This window comes from Actinoplanes sp. NPDC048796 (assembly GCF_040650035.1).
In the GTDB taxonomy this organism is placed as follows: Bacteria; Actinomycetota; Actinomycetes; order Mycobacteriales; family Micromonosporaceae; genus Actinoplanes.
The window spans coordinates 1,262,405-1,282,027 of the sequence record NZ_JBEZGO010000001.1 but is presented as its reverse complement, the minus strand read 5'-3'; the positions used below and the strand labels follow the sequence as shown (position 1 = coordinate 1,282,027).

Sequence of the window (19,623 nt, the reverse complement as noted above, 5' to 3'; positions counted from 1 at the left end):
GGCGATCAACACGATCACCGTCGCGCGCCAATGAGCCGCGCCACGGTGCTCACTCCCGGCATATCCGTCCATTTCGGTAAGTTAATTTTTCCGACACAGCAGAACTGCAAAAATATGTAGTACATCTACTACGACCTTGCTAACGTCCCGGACATGGGAGGAACGACATTGACGGGGGCGCTCGCCGCCGGCCCGGAGGTTCCGGCCGGCGAGCGCGTGATCGACGTCCGCGATCTCCGCATGCGGTACGGGGCGAAGGATGTCCTGACCGGGGTGACCTTCGCCGCCCGCCGCGGTGAGGTCCTCGCGCTGCTCGGCCCCAACGGGGCCGGCAAGACCACCACCATCGAGATCCTCGAAGGCTTTCGGATGAGGTCTTCCGGAGAGGTACGGGTTCTGGGCGTCGACCCGTCCGCCGGCGGCGAGCATTGGCGCTCCCGCATCGGCGTGGTTCTGCAGTCGTGGCGCGACCACGGGAAGTGGCGCGTCGCCGAGCTGTTGGGACACCTGGGGCGCTACTACCGCCCGTACTCGACGCCCGAGACCCGCCGTCCCTGGCCCGTGGGTGATCTGCTCGAGGTGGTCGGCCTGACCGCGCAGGCCGGGACCCGGGTGTCCCGGCTCTCCGGTGGCCAGCGGCGGCGGCTCGACGTGGCGATCGGCATCGTGGGCCGGCCCGAGCTGCTCTTCCTCGACGAGCCCACGGTCGGCTTCGATCCGGCGGCCCGCCGCGAGTTCCACGACCTGGTCCACCGGCTCACCGATGTGGACGACACGACGATCCTGCTCACCACCCACGACCTCGACGAGGCCGAGAAACTGGCCGACCGCATCGTCATCCTCTCCGGCGGCCGGATCATCGCCGACGGGTCGGCCGACGATCTCTCCCGCCTGGTCTCCCGCGAGAGCGAGATCCGCTGGACCCGCGACGGCCAGCGGTTCGTCCACTCGGCCGAGGAGGCGACGCCGTTCGTCCGCGAACTGCTGACGCAGTACGGCGACAGCGTCACCGAGCTTGAGGTACGCCGCAGCAGCCTCGAGGACACGTACATGCGGCTGGTCCGCGACTTCGAGGAGAGCGCCCGATGATCGAGACGTTCCGGACCGGCGCCGCCCGCGGCCGCATCGAGCTGCGGCAGACGCTCACCACGCCGATCGACCTGTGGGGCTACCTGTTCCCGACCGTGGTGCTGCTCCTCGTCCTGTTCTTCATGCGGGACGCGACGATCCCCGGCACCGACTTCTCGCTCGGCGCCGGCGCCCTGCCCGGCATGCTCGGCATGAACCTGGCCTTCGGCGGCCTCGTCACGATCGCCCAACTGCTCGTCGTCGAGCGCGAGGACGGCACCCTGCTGCGGGCCAAGGCCACGCCGAACGGGATGGGCGGCTACCTGGTCGGCAAGGTCATCGTCGTCGGCGGTATGACGCTGGTCTCCATGGTGGCCGTGCTCATCCCGGGCGCCCTGCTGGTCGACGGGCTGGAGACCGGACCCGGCACGTGGCTGACGTTGCTCTGGCTGCTGCCGCTGGCTCTGCTGGCCACCATGCCGCTCGGCGCCGCGCTGGGCTCCGTCTTCGAGAGTCCGCGCGCCCTGCCGGTGATCATGCTGCCGTTGTTCGGGCTGATCGCGATCTCCGGCGTCTTCTACCCGATCAGCGCGATGCCGGGCTGGCTCCAGGGCGTCGCCCAGGTCTTCCCGATCTACTGGTTAGGGTTGGGCATGCGCTCGGCGTTCCTGCCGGACGCGCTGGCCTCGGTCGAACTGACCGGGTCCTGGCGCACCCTGGAGACGTTCGGCGTGCTCGCGGCCTGGGCCGTCGTCGGCCTGGCGCTGGCGCCCACGCTCTTGCGTCGGATGGCGCGGCGCGAGTCCGGTTCGGCCGTCGCGGCGCGGCGCGAGCGAATGATGAGCACGGTCGGGCGGTAGGAATTGGGCAACGAGGTCACGCACAACCGGATCGCGATGCTGCGCGCCGAGCGCGGCATCTCGCGGCGGCAGCTCGCCGACGCGGTCGGGGTCCACTACCAGACCGTCGGCTACATCGAGCGCGGCGAGTTCAGCCCCAGCCTCCACCTGGCCCTCAAGATCGGCCGCTACTTCGAGGTGCCGGTCGAGGTGATCTTCTCGCTCGACCCGTTCCCCCGTCTCGGTGCGACGGCGGACGGAGCGCAGCGCCCGGCGTAGATTTCCTAGGAGCATCAAAGCCGCGAACAGGAGATCATCGTGCGTTTCGCCCGTTTTGTCCATGCTGCTGGGGTCTCCTTCGGCGTCGTCGAGGGTGACGCCTCCGGCCTGACCGTCGCCGAGATCTCTTCCCTGCCGTTCGAGGAGGTCCGCTTCACCGGTCAGCGCTGGGCGCTGGCCGACGTCCGGCTCCTCGCCCCGATCTTCTCGAGCAAGGTCATCGGCGTCGGCCGCAACTACGCCGACCACGCCGCCGAGCTCGGCAACGAGGTGCCCAAGGAGCCGCTGATCTTCATCAAGCCCTCCACCTCGGTGATCGGGCCCAACGACGCCATCCGGCTCCCCCCGCAGTCGCAGCGCGTCGAGGAGGAGGCCGAGCTGGCCGTCGTCATCGGCGCCACCGGCGCCCGCCGCGTCGACCGGGCCGGCGCCGAAAAGGCGATCTTCGGCTACACCATCGGCAACGACGTCACCGCCCGCGACCTGCAGCGCAGCGACCCGCAGTGGACCCGGGCCAAAGGCTTCGACTCGTTCTGCCCGATCGGGCCGTGGATCGTCACCGGCCTCGACGTGAGCGACCTCGAGATCCGGTGCGAGGTCGGCCGCGACCCCGAAGCCATGGAGGTGCGGCAGATCGGCCGTACGAAGGACATGGTCTTCGACGTGCCGACCCTCGTCTCGTACGTGTCGCACGTCATGACGCTGCTGCCCGGCGACATCATCCTCACCGGCACGCCGGCCGGAGTCAGCGAGATCACCTCGGGCGACACCGTCTCGGTGAGCATCCAGGGCATCGGCGAGCTCCGCAACCCGGTCGTCTCCCTCGACTGACGCCGATGAAGATCCTCGTCACCGGCGCGACCGGAAACATCGGCCGCATGGTCGTGGACGAACTGCTGGCGCGAGGAGCCTCGGACGTACGGGCCCTGACCGTCGACCCCACCAAAGCGGCCCTGCCCGCGGGCGTCGACGTGGTGAAAGGCTTCGTGGGGCGGCCGTCCACACTGCCGGCCGCCCTCGCCGGCGTCGACGTGATGTACCTGGCGCCGCACGTACCGACCGCCCCCGAAGTCTGCCGGCTGGCGGCCGACGCCGGCGTGCGGCGCATCGTCGACCTGGCCGGCGCCAAAGGCGAACACTGGCAGGCCATCGAAGACGCCGTCGAAGCGAGCGGCGTGCCCTGGACCCACCTCGAACCCGGCGAATTCATGGCCAACGCCGAACTGTGGGCCCCACAGATCCGCGCCGGCGACGAAGTACGAGACGCCTACGGCACAGTGGCCAACGCGGCCATCGCCCAGGAAGACATCGCCGCCGTCGCCGCCCACGTCATCCTCACCGACGGCCACGAAGGCAGGTCGTACGAGCTGACCGGCCCCGAAGCCCTCAGCCGCCGCGACAAGGTGGCGGCCATCGGGCAGGCCCTCGAACGTGACCTCGCCTACATCGACCTCCCCTACGACCAGGCCCTGACCCAATTCGAAAAGACCATGGGCGAACACGCCAAGTGGTACCTCGACGGCCTCGCCGCCTCGGTAGGCCACCCCCAACCGGCGCTGCCCACCGTCGCCGAACTGACCGGCCGCCCCGCCACGACATACGTCGAGTGGACCCGCCGCCACCAGGGCATCTTCCGATGATCCGAACCCGATTTGTTGGTCATGCGAGGGTCGGGTAGAGTTCTTTCTCGGCACGGCAACGCGGCAAAAACCAAGAAGCCGAGCCAATGGGGTATGGGGTAATTGGCAGCCCGACTGATTCTGGTTCAGTTAGTCTAGGTTCGAGTCCTGGTACCCCAGCGCTACAACTCCCGCGGGAGGGGCGGCGCTGGACTTCTGATAGAGTTCGGCCCGTCGCAAACGCGAGAGCGAAGCGAAAAGCAGTACAAAGCAAGTCCTGGCCCCGTCGTCTAGCGGCCTAGGACGCCGCCCTCTCAAGGCGGTAGCGAGGGTTCGAATCCCTTCGGGGCTACATTCGAAATGACCCCTGTCCGCAGTAAGCGCGGACAGGGGTCATTTCGCATATCTGCCTGGGGGGCGACCCCCCAGACCCCCACGGTGCGGTGGTTGCGGTGGGGAGTCGGGTGCGGGTCCGAACCCCTTCGGGGTCCGGGCGGGTGGGGAGGGCTGAGCCCTTCGGGCCAGCGTGGGGCCGCGGGGTGTTCGCTCGTGCCTGCTATGCCGATTGTTGTGCGGCTCGGTGCGTGTCTTGCGGCGCTGTTGGGCGCTGCCGTGTCGGCTGGGGGTGCTCGGTGTGGCGACCGCTCGTCGCGCCGACCGTCGGCCGCGCGTATCCGTCCACGCCGCCGTTCACGGTGTGTATCGGTCTGCGCTGTCTGGGCGCCGTGCGCTCGGTCGGCCGTCCACGGTGTGTATCGGTCTGCGCTGTCTGGGCGCCGTGCGCTCGGTCGGCCGTCCACGGCGTGTATCGGTCTGCGCTGTCTGGGCGCCGGGCGCTCGTCTGGCCGTCCACGGCGTGTATCCGTGCGCTTCTCCTGCGCGCTGTGCGCTCGTCTGGACGTCCATCGCGCGCCCTGCGCCCTCGCTGACCTCCGGCTGCCCGCATCACCTGCTGTGCCGCGGGTCGTATGCCCGTCTGTGTCGCCGGGCGTATGCCGTCCGTCGGTCCCGCCCGCGTCGCCCGTCTACCGCGCGGCCTCCGCCCCCTCGCTGACCTCCGGCCGCTCGCATCACCCGCTGTGCCGCTTGTCGTAATGCCGCCCGCCTGCCGCGCCGCCTCCATCTGCCCGCGTTGCCCGCCGTGTCGCGGGTCGTATGGGCGTCCCCCGGCCATACCACTCGCCTGCGCCGCTCGCCGAGCGTGTCGTTCGCCTGCGCCGCTCGCCGACCTTGTCGTTCGCCTGCGCGGCCGCCGACCGCGTCGCTTGCCGACCGCGTTGGCCGCCGCCTGTGCGCCCGTTGGCCCGCGTTGCTCGCCGGGCGCGTTGGCCGCCGCCTGTGCGCCCGTTGGCCCGCGTTGCTCGCCGGGCGCGTTGGCCGCCGCCTGTGCGCCTGTCGGACCGCGTTGCTCGCCGTGTTGTGAGTCGTATGGGTGCCGCTCGCCCATGCCCGTGCCGCCTACCCGTCCGCTGCGCGCCGGCTGGGGGTCTACGCGTCGGCTGCGGGTTCGGCGTCTGTGGTGTGGGGCGTGCTGGTGGTTGTGTGCCGTTCGGTTGTGTGGGGGCGGGCGCGGGGTGGGGTGGGGTGGGGTGGGGTGGGTTTGGGGGTGAAGGGTGGAAGGGGGGAGGGCTAGCTTCAGGGGGTGAGGGATGTTGCGGTGCGGCGGGTGGACTTTGGGTGGTTTGTTCGGCCGGGGGAGGAGACGGGACTGGGGTGGCTCGGGTTGAGCCGGTGTTCGGGTATGTGATTGAGCATCCGGTGGCGGGGCGGCTGCTGGTTGATACCGGGATGGGTGGGGATGCCTGGGTTGAGGGGCATTACCGGCCCAGTCGGGTTCCGCTTGTGGAGGCGCTCCAACGGGGCGGCGTCGAGCTTGGTGATGTTCGGTATGTGGTGAACTGCCATCTCCACTTTGATCACTGCGGGGGGAATCCGGAGCTGGCGGGGCGGCCGGTGTTCGCGCAGCGGGCGGAGCTGGAGCTGGCGCGGGCGGTGGAGAGCCACACGCTGCCCGAGTTGGTTGACCATCCGGGGGCGGTCGTCGAAGAGGTCGACGGGGAAGTGGAAGTCATGCCGGGGGTCTCGATCGTGCCAACGCCGGGGCACACCGCGGGGCACCAGTCGGTTGTGGTGCGGCGGCGGGACGGGACGGTGGTCGTGGCGGGGCAGAGCCACGACAACGCGACTCTGTTCACCGGTGACGTGCTGGGGCGGCAGGCGGGTGTGGGCGAGCAACCGGACTGGCTCGGCCGGCTACTCGCCCTCGACCCCAAGCAGGTGGTCTTCGCTCACGACAACGCGGTCTGGACTCCCGGCTCCAGCCAGGTCAGCCTGCCCTGAGGGAAAGCGGCGTCGATTTCCGGGCGGCCCTCGTGGAAGTGGGACCAGCCCTCGTAGTGGACCGGTACCACGTGGCGGGGTTTCACCCGATCGACCAGGGTGGCCGCGTCGCGGCCGGTCATGGTGAAGCGGGCCGGGCCGGTCAAGCCGAACTGGACCTTGCCCAGGTGCAGGATCGCCGTGTCCACCTCGAAACGGTCGGCCACCTGGAGGACGCCGGGGAAGACCACCGTGTCGCCGGAAATCCACGTCACGGTCGAGGAACCCTTGGGGCGCAAGGCGAAACCGGTTGTCGGGCCGACGATCGGGACGCTCCACCACGGGCCGTGCCGGGACGGGGTGGCGGTCACCTCGACGTCGCCGATTTTCGTCGACGTCCACGGGGACAAGCCGGTTGCGCCCAGGCGGCGGGCGCCCGCGACAGTGGTCACCACCGTCGGCACCCGTTTCAGCAGTGCGCGGCCGGCGTCGTCGAGGTTGTCGGCGTGCTGGTCGTGAGTCAGCAGGACGCCGTCGAGCGGGCCCAGCGCCGTGGCCGGCAGGGCGGGGCCGGCGGTCTTACGCGACGAGGTGCCCCAGCCGAACGCGTAGTGGCGGCCGGGGGCGTCGAACGTCGGGTCGACCAGAAGCCGTACGCCACCAATCTCCAGCAGCGTCGTCGGGCCGCCGATGTGCGTGATGGACAGGCCGGTCATGAAGCGTGCCGCAGGGCCCAGTCGAGCACCTCGTCGGCGATCGACTCCCAGCCCTTCTGCGCCGGCAGCAGGTGGGCGTATCCCTCGTACTCCTTGCGTTCGGTGATGGTGTTGGACTTGTAGTGCTTCTGGTTCGACTCCTGGACGGCCGGCGGCATGATGTGGTCCTCGGAACCCGAGACGAACAGCAGCGGCGCCCGGTTGTCGTTGTGGTAGTCGACCCACGTGTCCTGGTGGCCGGGCTGGAAGTTGGCGAGCACGCCGCCCCACAGGATGCCGCCGCTGGCCGGGATCGCGTACCGCTCGTACAGGAAACGCGCCTCTTCATCGGTGAAGGTGTTGGTGAAAGCGTATTTCCACTCCTCGAAGGTGAGCGGGATCGCCTTGTGCCGGTTGGCCGGGCTCTTCAGCACCGGGAACGTCGATTTGAGCTGGGAGAGCGGAACCACCCGTACGCCCTCGGTCGGTGCCGAGTTGAGCGCCACGCCGGCCACGCCGAACCCGTGGTCGAGCAGGATCTGGGTGAAGGCGCCGCCGGCCGAGTGACCGATGATGATCGGCGGCTCCGGCAGTGCTTTGATCTCCTCCTCGTAGCGGGCGATGATCTGCGGCACGGTGACGTCGACCACCGGCGTCGGGTCGGCGTTCAGGGCTTCCACCTCGACGTCGAATCCGGGGTAGGCGGGCGCGATCACCTGATGGCCCTTGGCCTCGTAGTGCGCCTTCCAGTTCTCCCAGCTGCGTGGGGTGACCCAGAATCCGTGGACCAGAACGATGGGTTTCATGCGTCGTACTCCTTCAGGAAGGCCAGGAGATCGGCTCCCAGCTGTTCTTTGTGGGTGTCGGTGATGCCGTGCGGCGCACCGGGGTAGACGGTCAGGACGGCCCCGGCGACGCGGGTGGCGCTGGCCTGGCCGCCGACGGCGAACGGCACGACCTGGTCGTCGTCGCCGTGGATGACGAGCGTGGGGACGTCGAACGCGTCCAGGTCGGCCCGGAAATCGGTGCCGGAGAAGGCGGCGATCGACTCGTACGCGTTGTGGTGCCCCGCCGCCATCGACTGCAGCCAGAAGGCGTCGCGGATGCCGGCCGAGACGTCGGCCCCGGGCCGGTTGTTGCCGAAGAACGGCCCGTAAGCCAGGTCCTGGTACAGCTGCGACCGGTCGGCCAGGGACCCGGCCCGGAGCCCGTCGAACACGTCGACCGGCAGGCCACCCGGGTTGTCCGGGGTCCGCATCATGAACGGCGGCACCGCGGAGACCAGCGCCACCTGGGCGATGCGGGAGGTTCCGTGCCGCCCGACGTAGCGGGCCACCTCGCCGCCGCCCGTCGAGAAGCCGACGAGCGTCACGTCCCGCAGATCAAGGGCGTCGATCAAAGTCTTCAGGTCATCGGCGTACGTGTCCATGTCGTTGCCCTGCCAGGTCTGCGTGGACCGGCCGTGCCCGCGGCGGTCGTGGGCGATCGCGCGGAATCCGTTGGCGGCGAGTAGAAGTTGCTGCGCCTCCCAACTGTCGGAGTTGAGTGGCCACCCGTGGCTGAGGATCACCGGCCGGCCGGTGCCCCAGTCCTTGTAGAAGATCTCCGCCCCGTAAGCGGCGCTCACGTGTGCCATCAGCCGATCGTGGTGGGAGCGCGCCCATCCGCGAATCCCGTGAAACGCGTAGTCAGTCGTGCAAGATGTCGCGGAGTTGCCGCCGCGAGCGGACGCCGAGCTTCCGATACACCTTGCGCAGGTGGTAATCGACGGTGCTGGCACTCAGGAACAGATGCGCGGCGATCTCCGCGTTCGTACCGCCGCCCCGGGCCAGGCGGGCCACGGCGGCCTCCTGCGGGGTCAAGGCCGTTTCATTTTCCGGTACGGGGGTGAGCCCGCTCTCGCCCAGCGGGCGGAGCTCGGCCCGCGCCCGGTCGGCGAACGCCCGCGCCTTCTCGGCTTCGAACATCTCCAGCGCCGCCGCCAGCTCCTGCCGGGCGTCGCGCCGACGGCGGCGCCGGCGCAACCATTCGCCGTACACCAGCCGGGCCCGGGCGAGGTCCCCGACGGCCCGCGTGACCGACAACCGCTCGATCGCCTCCCGATAGTGCGCCTCGGCCGCGTCGGGCGGGCTGAGCAACGCCTTGGAGCGTTCGCGGAGCCCCTCCGCCCACGGTGTTCCGGCGGCGGCGGTCGCCACGGCCAGATCCGCGTAGGCGAGAGCGGCGGTTCGCCGGTCACCTGAGCGCAGTGCGCTCTCCACCAGATCGGGCAGCACCCGCGCGTAGCGGCCCGGACGGCCGAACTCCACCATCGACTGCAGCCGCCGCCGGGCGGCCACGTAGTCGGCGCAGGCGATGTCGAGCACGGCGATGCTGTGCAGGGTGACCGACCGCATCGCGCCCACCCCCAGCATGTCGAAGACGTCGAGGGCGGGCAGCAGGGCGTCCCGGTCGCCGGGACCGGACCGCCAGGCCACCAGTTCCGGATGCCGCCAGATCAGCTCCTGGTCGGCGGTGACGCCGATCGCTTTGCGCAGCCGCTGCCCGATCGCGTCATGGCGGTCGGCGTCACGCAGCCGCCCCAGGGTGGCGTCGTCCATGGCCGCCATGAAATGCACCAGATCCAGCGTCTGCAAGGCGCCGGCGCGGCGGGCGGCGTCCTCGGCCCCGCGCAGCACCACCCGGCGCGACTCGTCGTCCCACAGCAGCGTGCAGAGGGTTATCCCGAGCTGATAGTGGGTGAGCAGATGCTCGTCGCGGCGGTCCGGACCGGTCAGCGCGGCGATGCCCCGCCGCATCGCCGGCACACCCCGCTCGAATCCGCTCACGAGGAAGGCGGCGAAGCCGGCCAGCAGCAGATCGGGCGCGCCGTCGGGATCGGGCCCGGCGAGCCGGACGGCCGCCTCGGCGATCTGCTCCGGGGTGACACCGCGCATCAGATCCTCGGCCGTGATCGAGTGATGCATCGCCAGCAGCACGGCCTCACGGGTGCGATCCGGTTCCGTACTGCCGAACGCGTCCGCCGCGGCGAGACACATCGCCGCGGCGTCGCGCAACGCGCCCGGCGCACCGGTGGTGACCGACGCCATGGCCCTCGTCATCAACGCCGCTCCCCGCTGCGGCCCGGCCAGCAGCCCTTCGTCCACCTCGTCCAGCAGCCGCAGCGCGCGGGCCGGGGCACCGGCCGGCACCGCCGCCTCGGCCGCCGCGACGGTACGGGCGGCCCGGTCGGCCGGCGCCGGTGACAGCTCGGCGGCCCGGGTCAGGAAGGTGGCCCGGGCCGCGACCCCGCCCCGGGCGGCCGCCCGCTCGGCGCAGCGTTCGAGCTCGGCCGCCACCTCCTCGTCGAGACCGGTCGCGGCCGCGGCCAGATGCCAGGCCCGGCGGTCCGCGTCGACCGCGTGCGACGTGGCCGCGGCCAGAGCCCGGTGCACGGCCCGCCGCCGCCCCGCCGGGGCGTCACCGTAGACGGCCGACCGCACCAGCGGATGCCGGAAAGCCACCGGCGGCGTCCCGGCGACGAGCCGCAGATCCTCAGCCGGCTCCGCGTCGACCGGCCCGATGCCGAGACCATCGGCGGCGGCCAGAATCTGTTCCGCCGTGGCGCCCGCCCCCGCCGCGGCCAGCAACAGCCACAGCTGGGCCCGCTCGGGAAGCCGCCGGACAGCGGCCGAATAATGCGCTTCGAGCCGGCTGCCGATCGGCGCCGGATCGGGAAGCGGACTCGCGCCGCCCAACTGCTCGACGCTGAGTTCCTGCCCCAGATCGGTCAGGGCGAGCGGATTCCCGCCCGTGGCAACGGCTATCCCATCGGCCAGCCCCGGATCGAGCGGCGCCGGCGCGACCTCGGCGAGCAACGCCACGGCCGCCTCCCGGTCGAGACCGCCGACCTCGACGACCGGCACACCGGCCAGCAGATCGAAGTCGTCGCCGTCGGCGGACCGCCAGCCGAACAGCAGAACGACCCCCTCGGCGTGCAGCCGCCGGGCCACGAAGGCCAGTGCCCGCAACGATTCCCGATCGAACCACTGCGCGTCGTCGAGCACACAGAGCCGCGGCGCGTCGGCGAGCAGAGTCAGGGCGGCGAGACTGACGAGAAACACATCAGGAGGCGGCCCGTCGGCCAGCCCGCAAGCGACCTCGAGCGCGGCCCGCTGCGTCGCCGGCAGCCGATCCCGGCGCGGCAGACAGGGCACCAGAAGCCGATGCAGCGCCGCGAACGGAAAGGTCGACTCGGCCTCGACGCCGTTGATGTCCAGGCCTCCGGGCGCACGGCTCCGCGCATGACGCAGCAGAGCCGTCTTACCGACACCGGCCTCACCGCGCAGCACCGCACTGGCGCTGCGCCCGCGCCGAATCCCGGCCACCAGGTCATCGAGCGCGGCACACTCGGATTCGCGCCCGAAGAGTCGCACGCCGCGACCTTATCGACGCCCACCGACCCGATCACAGGTCCAAAAGTCTCGGATCCGCCGTAGAGCAGGCCGAAAAGACCGGCCCATGCCCCGCTCGAAAGCGATTCGCCCGGATCCGCCCGGTCCAACCAGGCCGCCGAAGCCGTCACCGCAAGGCCCACCGTGCAGTGCGCGCCGCTCACCGCGCAGTGCCCACCGCGCAGTGCCCACCGCGCAGTGCCCACCCACCCTGGGGGCCCCCGCCTCGATGCATTGTCGTCCAAAAGCGGGGTGCCGCGCGGACGGGCTGTGGACAACGTTCTCAGGGCTGTGGACAACGAGCCTGAGGCGCCCGGGGCGGCGGGCCGAAGCCGGCATAGTGGCGCGGGGCGATGTCATGGCAGATGTGCGGCCGCTGGGTGATGTCGTGGTCTGCGCGCTGGGGTCGAGTGATGTCATGGCAGCCGTGCGGCCGCTGGGTGATGTCGTGGCCTGCGCGCTGGGATCGAGTGATGTGATGGCGGACGCGCTGGGTGAATTCGCGGCTGGCGGGCGGGTGGGTGATGTCGCGGCCGCGGTGGCGCGGATCGAGGCACGACAGGCGCATAGCGCGGACCGACGGCACGAGGAAGGTGGCGCGCGGCAAGTCGGCGTAACGCGAGTTGAGAGCAAGCCAGACCCGGGTGGCGCTACGGACGGAGCGGGCGGCAAACAGCCGTAAAGCAAAGGGCGGGCACGATACGCGTTGAGACCGCGAGCGCAGGCCGGTTGGGCCTGACAGGCGTCCGGGCGGCGCGCGTAGGCGGGTTGGGCACTACAGGCGTCCGGCGCCGCGCGTAGGCGGGTCGGCACGACGGGCGTAGGCGACGCGAGTAGGCGTGACCGCGGAGGGAAAGCGGGACAACGAGTCGCCCCGCCCGGTCGCGTCGGGTGTCAGAGGCCGGAAAGGCGTTGCCCCGCGCGGACGACCGCCATCGCGTGCCGCTCTCCGGGGCGGCGTCCGAGGCGTTCGATCGGACCGCTTATCGAGATGGACGCGATGACCCGCCCCGTGCGGTCGCGGATCGGGGCCGAGACGCTGGCCACGCCGGGCTCGCGTTCGGCGACGCTCTGAGCCCAGCCGCGGCGGCGGACCTCGGCCAGGGTGCGGCCGGTGAACTTGCAGCGGGGCAGCAGCGGCATGACCGCCTCGGGCGGCTCCCACGCCAGCAGGATCTGGGCCGCCGAACCGGCCACCATCGGCAGTACCGAGCCCACCGGGACCGTGTCGCGCAGGCCGCTGGCGCGTTCGGCGGCGGCCACGCAGATGCGTTCGTCCGCACGGCGCAAGTAGAGCTGCGCGCTCTCCCCGGTCGCGTCCCGCAATGCGGAAAGCAGAGGTTCGGCCGCGGTCAGCAGCACGTCCGGGGCGGCGTTGGCCAGCTCGCCCAGGCGGGGGCCGGGACGCCACCGGCCCTGGGTGTCGCGCACCAGCATCCGGTGGATCTCCAGGGCCTGGGCCAGGCGATGTGCGGTCGCCCGGGGCAGCTTCGTTCGGTCGACGAGTTCCGCCAGGCTGGCGCCGTCGACACAGGCCGCCAAGATGACGACCGCCTTGTCGAGAACGCCGACACCGCTCATACTGTGTCCCACAAGCCGAAACATACCTCCCAGAATTTAGGATGTCCAGATGGTGGGAGTCACTCCGAGGACCCTGGCCGAAAAGGTCTGGGACGACCATGTCGTGCGTGCTGCCGAGGGTGAGCCTGATCTGCTCTACATCGACCTGCACCTCTTGCACGAGGTGACCAGCCCGCAGGCCTTCGACGGCCTGCGCATGGCCGGTCGTCAGGTTCGACGCACCGATCTCACGCTCGCGACCGAGGACCACAACACGCCGACCGGCTATGCCGACCCGGCGTTCAACACCAAGCGCGGCGAGCTTTTCACCATCGCCGACACCACCTCGCGGACGCAGATCGAGACGCTGCGCAAGAACTGCGCCGAGTTCGGCGTGCAGATCCGCCCGCTGGGCGACATCAACCAGGGCATCGTCCACGTGATCGGGCCGCAGCTCGGTCTCACCCAGCCGGGCACGACCATCGTCTGTGGCGACTCGCACACCGCCACCCACGGCGCGTTCGGCGCGCTGGCCTTCGGCATCGGCACCAGTGAGGTCGAGCACGTGCTGGCCACCCAGACGCTGCCGCAGGCGAAGCCGAAGACGATGGCCGTCACGGTCGTCGGCGAGCTCGGCCCGGGGGTCAGCGCCAAGGATCTGATCCTCGCCCTCATCACGCAGACCGGCACCGGCGGCGGCAACGGCCACATCGTGGAGTACCGCGGTGAGGCCATCCGCAAGCTCTCCATGGAGGGCCGGATGACCATCTGCAACATGAGCATCGAGTGGGGCGCCAAGGCCGGCATGATCGCGCCCGACGACACCACGTTCGCGTACCTGAAGGGCCGCGAGCACGCGCCTCAGGGCGAGCAGTGGGACGCCGCCGTCGAGTACTGGCGCACGCTCGTCACCGACGAGGGCGCCGAGTACGACACCGAGATCATCCTGGACGCGTCGGCGATCAGCCCGTTCATCACCTGGGGCACCAACCCCGGTCAGGGCGCCCCGCTCGACAGCGTGGTTCCGGACCCCGACGAGTTCATCGAGGAGACCGACCGCAACGCCGCCCGCCGGGCCCTGGAATACATGGATCTCGCGCCGGGCACGCCGTTCAAGGACGTTCCGGTCGACGTGGTCTTCGTCGGCTCCTGCACCAACGGCCGGATCGAGGACCTGCGCGCGGCGGCCGACGTCATCCGCGGCCACAAGGTGCACGACGGCGTCCGCATGATGATCGTGCCGGGGTCGTACAAGGTGCGCGAGGCGGCCGAGGCCGAGGGGCTGGACAAGGTCTTCACCGAGGCCGGCGCCGAGTGGCGGTTCGCGGGCTGTTCCATGTGCCTGGGCATGAACCCGGACACGCTCAGCCCGGGCCAGCGCGCCGCTTCGACCTCCAACCGCAACTTCGAGGGACGGCAGGGCAAGGGCGGCCGTACGCACCTGGTCTCGCCGCAGGTCGCCGCCGCCACCGCCGTGGTCGGCAAGCTGGCCGCCCCCGCCGACCTCTGAGACCGGAGAAAGACATGGACAAGTTCGTCACCCACAGCGGCAAGGTCATGCCGCTGCGCCGCTCCGATGTGGACACCGATCAGATCATCCCGGCGGTCTATCTGAAGCGGGTCACCCGGACCGGTTTCGAGGACGGTCTGTTCAGCGCGTGGAAGGACGACCCCTCCTTCGTGCTCAACAATCCGGCCCACGCCGGGGCCACGATCCTGGTCGCCGGACCCAACTTCGGCACCGGATCCTCGCGTCAGCACGCGGTCTGGGCGCTACGCGACTGGGGCTTCAAGGTGGTCATCGCGGCCCGCTTCGGCGATATCTTCCGGGGGAATGCTCTGAAGGAGGGTCTGCTGCCGGTCCAGCTCGATCAGAAAGCCGTGGAAGCCCTCTGGGACCTCGGTGAGAGCGAGCCGGAGAAGCAGATCACGGTCGACCTCGGCGCCCGTCAGGTGCGCGTGGACGACGCCTCCTGGTCGTTCCCGATCGACGATTTCAGCAGGTGGAGGCTTATGGAAGGCCTCGACGACATCGGACTGACGCTGCGCCACGAAGAGCTCATCACGGCGTACGAGAAGAAGCGTCCCGCCTTCAAGCCGGTCGTCGCCTGAGCAACGAAAATCCCTGTCCTGGCACGAAATCTCGCCTCCACCGCATCCCCGGTGGGGGCGATTTCGTTGTAACACAAGGGTTTTTTTGACACTAATGTTTGTGTCTGCTGGTCAGAGGGCATACGGTGCGCGCAGAATGGCTCGCATTGGGCCACTTCTCACGTTCGGGAGGAAAATCGTGAACAAGGCCGAGCTTATCGAGGCACTGGCCGCCCGGCTAGGTGACCGGAAAACCGCGACGGCGGCGCTCGACGCGGTCATCAGCGAGGTGGAGAACGCCGTCACCAAGGGCGACCGGGTTGCCATCACCGGCTTCGGCGTCTTCGAGAAGCGGGCACGCAATGCGCGTACGGCCCGCAATCCTCGCACCGGCGAACCGGTGAAAGTGAAGAAAACATCGGTGCCGGCCTTCAAGCCTGGCACCGCCTTCCGCGAGATGGTGGCGAGCGGAAAGGTCGCGAAGCCCGCGGCCCCGGCCAAGAAGGCCACCGCCACCAAGGCGACCGCCACGAAGGCGGCTGCCGCCACGAAGGCCACCCCGGCGAAGACCACCGCCACCCCGGCGAAGACGACCGCCACCAAGGCGACGGCCACCAAGGCCACCGCGACGAAGGCGACTGCCACCAAGGCCACCGCCACCAAGGCGACGGCAGCCAAGAAGACCGCCGCCACCAAGGCGGCCCCGGCCAAGACGACGACGGCCGCGACCAAGACGGCCGCCGCCAAGAAGACGACGGCCACCAAGGCCGCGCCCGCCAAGACCGCCGCCACCAAGGCGACGGCGACCAAGGCGGCGCCGGCGAAGTCCACTGCCACCAAGGCGGCCGCTACCAAGGCGACCGCTACCAAGGCGACTGCCACCAAGGCGACTGCGACCAAGGCCACCGCCACCAAGGCGACCGCGGCGAAGAAGACCGCCGCGACCAAGGCCGCCCCCGCCAAGAAGGCTGCCACCGCGACGAAGACCGCCGCGGCCAAGAAGACGACCGCCCGCAAGACGACGACCGCGGCCGCGGCGGAGACCCCGTCCCGCGCCCGCGCGCCGCGCGCCCGCAAGACCAGCTGAGGCCCCTGAGCCGAAGCACGCACCGCCGAGAAGGCGTCCACCCGTACGGTGGACGCTTTTTCTGTGTCCCGGCGCGGAAGCGGCCACTGTGCCTACCGTCCGGTCATGGAGCGCAGAGCGTCGCCGCGCGGGCTGGTGGGACGGTCGCTGATCGCGGCGTGGCTGTTCGTGGCCGCCGTCGTGCCGGGCTGGACGCTGGGCGGGCTGGCCGAGCGCTGGACCGGCTCGGGCCTGCTCGACTGGGTCGTCACCGGCGCCTGGGCCGGCCTGGCCGTGCGTTTGCTGGCCCCGTGGGCCTCGTACCGGCCCCGGGACGCCTTTCTGGGGTTGATCCCCGTCTACAACTGGTATCTCGTCTGTGTGTTGAGCTGGCGGGTCGCGCTGCTGCCCTATCGCGACTGGGAGCCGCGCGCGGACGAGCTGTGGCGGGCCCGCTGGCTCACCGGCGACCGGCTCGGCCTCTGGCGGGCGGACACCCGCCCGCCCTCGAAAATCAGAGCCGCGACAGCCCCAGCAGCCGGTCGCCGGACCAGGTGAGCAGCCAGCCGTCGCCCTTGGCCGTCTTGTAGGGCGCCGGATCGGCCGCGTCGGCCAGCGTGGCCAGCAGTCCCGGGATCAGCTTGCCCTGGCTGCAGACCATGACCAGGCCGCCGGATCGCAGATCGGACAGGCGCTGGGCGGCCAGTTTGGCTTTGGCCGGCGCCTCGTCGGCGTCGGACGGCTCGGCGAAACCGCCGTCCATCACGATCGGCTTGCCGCCGAGCGCGGCCGCGAGCGGTTCCAGGGTTTGCTTGCACCGCAGCGGCGTCGCCGCCACCAGCCGTTCCGGTGCGAGCGGCGCCACCAGCTCGGCGATGCGCCGGGCCTGGGTCTGCCCGACGGGGTCGATCGGGCGCAGGGCGTCGTTGCCGTTCCACTTCTTGCGCTCGCCGGCGTGCGCGTGCCGGACCAGCACCGCCACGGCGGTGACCGGCGGCAGGGTGGCCACGTGGTCGAGCAGGGCGCGCTCGTCGCCGTAGCTGACCCGGGCCGCCGCCTCGGCCAGCGGCAGCCACGCGATCTGGTCCACCTCGTCGGTGTCCTGGACCGGGGCCTCGTCGCCGGTGACCGCCATCAGCCAGTAGTCCACCGTCTTGGGGCGGCCGTCGGGCAGGTCGTATTCCACGCGGGGCAGGGCCAGCTCGGGACGGCCCCGCCGGCCGGTCTCCTCCAGCACCTCGCGGATCGCGCCCAGCATCGCCGGCTCGCCCTTGTCGAGGTGGCCCTTGGGCAGAGCCCAGTCGTCGTACCGGGGGCGGTGCACCAGGCAGACCTCGAGGCCGTCGCCGGCCCGGCGGTACAGCACCCCGCCGGCGGCGCGGATCGGCTCCGGCATCAGACCGCCTTCGTCTTCTTGTCGACGCGGCGCAGCAGCGCCTCCTGCAGGTGCATGCTCGTCTCGGCCTGGCTGGCCGGGTTGCGGTGCCACGTGCCGTCGCCGTGCAGGTCGAAGCCCTCGGTGGTGTCGTCCATCGACAGCTCCAGCACGTACCGCAGCTCCTCGCGGGCGCTCGGCTTGACCACCTTGACCAGCGCCTCGACGCGACGGTCGAGGTTGCGGTGCATCAGGTCGGCCGAGCCGATCCAGTACTCCGCGTCGTCGCCGACACCGAACCGGAAGACCCGCGAGTGTTCCAGGAAACGGCCGACGATCGAGCGGACCCGGATGTTCTCGGAGAGGCCGGGCACGCCGGGCCGCAGCGCGCACATGCCCCGGATGATCAGGTCGACCTTCACACCGTCCTGTGAGGCCCGGTAGAGCGCGTCGATGCTCTCCTCGTCGACCAGCGAGTTCACCTTGATCTGCACCAGCGCCTCACCGCCCTCGCGGGCGATGCGGGCCTGCTCCTCGATCCGCTCGATGAGGCCGGAGCGCACGCCGTGCGGCGCCACCAGCAGGCGGCGGTACTTGCGCTGGCGGCTGTAACCGGTCAGCACGTTGAACAGGTCGGTGACGTCGGCGCCGACCTCGGGATCGGCGGTGAGCATGCCGAAGTCCTCGTACAGCCGGGCGGTCTTGGGGTGGTAGTTGCCCGTGCCGATGTGGCAGTAGCGCCGGATCTGGTTCCCCTCCTGGCGTACCACCAAAGCGGTCTTGCAGTGGGTCTTCAGGCCGACCAGGCCGTAGACGACGTGGCAGCCGGCCCGCTCCAGCGTCCGGGCCCAGGCGATGTTGGCCACCTCGTCGAAGCGGGCCTTCACCTCGACCAGCACCACCACCTGCTTGCCGGCGGCGGCCGCGTCAACCAGCGCGTCGACGATCGGCGAGTCGCCCGAGGTGCGGTAGAGCGTCTGCTTGATGGCGAGCACGTTGGGGTCGGCCGCGGCCTGCTCGATGAAGCGCTGCACGCTGGTGGAGAACGAGTGGTACGGGTGGTGGACCAGGATGTCGCTCTCGCGCAGCCGGTTGAAGACGCTGCGCGGCACCTCGCCGTCGGCCAGCTGCGGGTGGGTGGCCGGGACGAACGGGCGGTCCTTGAGGTCGTCGCGGTCGCTCTCGCCGAACACCTGCCACAGCGCCGACAGGTCGAGCAGGCCGGGCACCCGCTGCACGTCCTCGCTGTCCATGTCGAGCTCGCGCACGAGCAGTTCGAGCACGTGGTCGCTGATCGAGGCGGCCACCTCGAGCCGGACCGGCGGGCCGAAGCGGCGCTGGGCCAGCTCGCGCTCCAGGGCCTGCAGCAGGTCCTCGTCGCGGTCCTCGTCGACCTCGAGCTCGGCGTTGCGGGTGACCCGGAACAGGTGCCACTCGAGCACCTGCATGCCAGGGAAGAGCTGGTCGAGGTGGACCGCCACCAGTTCCTCGACGGGCAGGAAGCGCACGCCCCGGCTGTCGTTCTGCACGGTGACGAAGCGCGGCACGTTGTTCGGCACCTTGATCCGGGCGAACAGCTCGGCGTTGGCGTCGTCCGGGTCACGCAGGGCGACCGCGAGGTTGAGCGAACGGCTCGAGATGTACGGGAACGGGTGCGCCGGGTCGACCGCCAGCGGGGTCAGCACCGGGAAGATCTGCTCGCGGAAGTACGTGCGCAGACGCTCGCGCTCGGGCGCGTCGAGCTCGCTCCAGGAGACCAGCTCGATGCCCTCGGCCGACAGCTTGGGACGGACCTCGTCGGCGAAGCAGGCGGCCTGACGGGTCACCAGGTCGGCCACCCGCTGCGAGATCATCTCGAGCTGGTTGCGCAGCGAGCTGCGGTCGCCGCCGCGCATCGGCAGGCCGGCGCTGAGACGGCGCTTGAGCCCGGCCACCCGGACCATGTAGAACTCGTCGAGGTTGCTGGCGAAGATGGCCAGGAACTTGGCCCGCTCCAGCAGCGGCGTCTTCGGCTCCTCGGCCAGCGTCAGCACGCGCGAGTTGAAATCGAGCCACGACAGCTCGCGGTTGAGGAAGCGGTCCTCGGGCAGTTCCGGGCGGTCCTGCTCGGGCGCCTCGACGGGTTCGGTGCTGGCGGTCACGAGTTGCTCCGTTGTCTTCTGCTCGGCCGATCGCGGGAGGAAACGGCCGTTCGGGCCACGCCGACGGCTTTCCGGGGTCCGGGGCGGGGTCTGCATCGCTCCATCATTGCCGCTTTCGGCGGAACGTGAAACGCGCTG

At 70.5% G+C, this 19,623-nt stretch carries 17 protein-coding genes and 2 tRNA genes; 12 read left to right on the top strand and 7 right to left on the bottom strand.

From position 1 onward, the window contains the following. Positions 1-240 precede the first annotated feature (240 nt). From AB0C26_RS06090 to AB0C26_RS06055, 8 genes are all read left to right on the top strand, one after another. A complete protein-coding gene (locus tag AB0C26_RS06090) occupies positions 241-1,089 on the top strand; it encodes an ABC transporter ATP-binding protein (protein ID WP_360243583.1) in 849 nt (282 codons plus the stop codon). Further along, positions 1,086-1,928 (top strand): ABC transporter permease, encoded by an 843-nt coding sequence (locus AB0C26_RS06085; RefSeq protein WP_360242216.1) that lies wholly within the window; start codon positions 1,086-1,088, stop codon positions 1,926-1,928. Before AB0C26_RS06090 ends, AB0C26_RS06085 begins: the two co-directional genes overlap by 4 nt. Before the next feature lie 36 nt (positions 1,929-1,964). After that, entirely contained in the window at positions 1,965-2,186 is a 222-nt protein-coding gene (locus AB0C26_RS06080; protein ID WP_360243580.1) for a helix-turn-helix transcriptional regulator, read from the top strand. 39 nt (positions 2,187-2,225) lie between these two features. Continuing rightward, a complete protein-coding gene (locus AB0C26_RS06075; RefSeq protein WP_360242213.1) occupies positions 2,226-3,017 on the top strand; it encodes a fumarylacetoacetate hydrolase family protein in 792 nt (263 codons plus the stop codon). A 5-nt stretch (positions 3,018-3,022) separates the two neighbouring features. Continuing rightward, positions 3,023-3,826, top strand: a complete 804-nt coding sequence (locus AB0C26_RS06070; RefSeq protein WP_360242210.1) for an NAD(P)H-binding protein — start codon at positions 3,023-3,025, stop codon at positions 3,824-3,826. Positions 3,827-3,913: 87 nt separating this feature from the next. After that, positions 3,914-3,985 (top strand) — tRNA-Gln (locus tag AB0C26_RS06065). A 99-nt stretch (positions 3,986-4,084) separates the two neighbouring features. Next, positions 4,085-4,157 (top strand) — tRNA-Glu (locus AB0C26_RS06060). Positions 4,158-5,536: 1,379 nt separating this feature from the next. Further along, the gene (locus tag AB0C26_RS06055; protein ID WP_360242207.1) at positions 5,537-6,145 is read left to right on the top strand and encodes an MBL fold metallo-hydrolase; all 609 of its coding nucleotides are present in this window, start codon (positions 5,537-5,539) and stop codon (positions 6,143-6,145) included. On the opposite strand, the gene AB0C26_RS06050 is transcribed toward AB0C26_RS06055, so the two are convergent. The 5 genes from AB0C26_RS06050 to AB0C26_RS06030 form a co-directional block, all read right to left on the bottom strand. Continuing rightward, positions 6,094-6,840 (bottom strand): MBL fold metallo-hydrolase, encoded by a 747-nt coding sequence (locus AB0C26_RS06050; RefSeq protein WP_360242204.1) that lies wholly within the window; start codon positions 6,838-6,840, stop codon positions 6,094-6,096. The genes AB0C26_RS06055 and AB0C26_RS06050 overlap by 52 nt on opposite strands. Next, the gene (locus tag AB0C26_RS06045; RefSeq protein ID WP_360242201.1) at positions 6,837-7,625 is read right to left on the bottom strand and encodes an alpha/beta hydrolase; all 789 of its coding nucleotides are present in this window, start codon (positions 7,623-7,625) and stop codon (positions 6,837-6,839) included. Before AB0C26_RS06045 ends, AB0C26_RS06050 begins: the two co-directional genes overlap by 4 nt. After that, entirely contained in the window at positions 7,622-8,455 is an 834-nt protein-coding gene (locus AB0C26_RS06040) for an alpha/beta hydrolase (RefSeq protein ID WP_360242198.1), read from the bottom strand. Before AB0C26_RS06040 ends, AB0C26_RS06045 begins: the two co-directional genes overlap by 4 nt. 52 nt (positions 8,456-8,507) lie before the next feature. Then, the gene (locus tag AB0C26_RS06035) at positions 8,508-11,234 is read right to left on the bottom strand and encodes a LuxR family transcriptional regulator (RefSeq protein WP_360242195.1); all 2,727 of its coding nucleotides are present in this window, start codon (positions 11,232-11,234) and stop codon (positions 8,508-8,510) included. 912 nt (positions 11,235-12,146) lie between these two features. After that, complete coding sequence (locus tag AB0C26_RS06030) at positions 12,147-12,833, bottom strand: IclR family transcriptional regulator (protein ID WP_023561932.1); 687 nt, start codon at positions 12,831-12,833, stop codon at positions 12,147-12,149. A 49-nt stretch (positions 12,834-12,882) separates the two neighbouring features. On the opposite strand from AB0C26_RS06030, the gene leuC reads away from it, so the two are divergent. From leuC to AB0C26_RS06010, 4 genes are all read left to right on the top strand, one after another. Further along, positions 12,883-14,322, top strand: coding sequence for a 3-isopropylmalate dehydratase large subunit (gene leuC / locus AB0C26_RS06025; RefSeq protein WP_360242192.1), 1,440 nt, complete (start codon positions 12,883-12,885; stop codon positions 14,320-14,322). A 14-nt stretch (positions 14,323-14,336) separates the two neighbouring features. Then, positions 14,337-14,924, top strand: a complete 588-nt coding sequence (leuD, locus tag AB0C26_RS06020) for a 3-isopropylmalate dehydratase small subunit (protein WP_360242189.1) — start codon at positions 14,337-14,339, stop codon at positions 14,922-14,924. A gap of 178 nt (positions 14,925-15,102) precedes the next feature. Beyond that, the gene (locus AB0C26_RS06015; RefSeq protein ID WP_360242186.1) at positions 15,103-15,990 is read left to right on the top strand and encodes an HU family DNA-binding protein; all 888 of its coding nucleotides are present in this window, start codon (positions 15,103-15,105) and stop codon (positions 15,988-15,990) included. A gap of 105 nt (positions 15,991-16,095) precedes the next feature. Continuing rightward, positions 16,096-16,527 carry a hypothetical protein gene (locus tag AB0C26_RS06010; RefSeq protein ID WP_360242183.1) on the top strand — a complete coding sequence of 144 codons (432 nt, stop codon included), beginning with the start codon at positions 16,096-16,098 and terminating at the stop codon, positions 16,525-16,527. Here the strand turns inward: AB0C26_RS06010 and AB0C26_RS06005 are convergent. Further along, positions 16,484-17,365 carry an NUDIX hydrolase gene (locus tag AB0C26_RS06005; RefSeq protein WP_360242180.1) on the bottom strand — a complete coding sequence of 294 codons (882 nt, stop codon included), beginning with the start codon at positions 17,363-17,365 and terminating at the stop codon, positions 16,484-16,486. The two genes, AB0C26_RS06010 and AB0C26_RS06005, sit on opposite strands and share 44 nt — an antisense overlap. Further along, positions 17,365-19,581: an RNA degradosome polyphosphate kinase gene (locus AB0C26_RS06000; RefSeq protein ID WP_360242177.1), complete on the bottom strand. Its 2,217-nt coding sequence runs from the start codon at positions 19,579-19,581 to the stop codon at positions 17,365-17,367. The genes AB0C26_RS06005 and AB0C26_RS06000 overlap by 1 nt, the downstream gene beginning before the upstream one ends. Between the last annotated feature and the right edge of the window lie 42 nt (positions 19,582-19,623).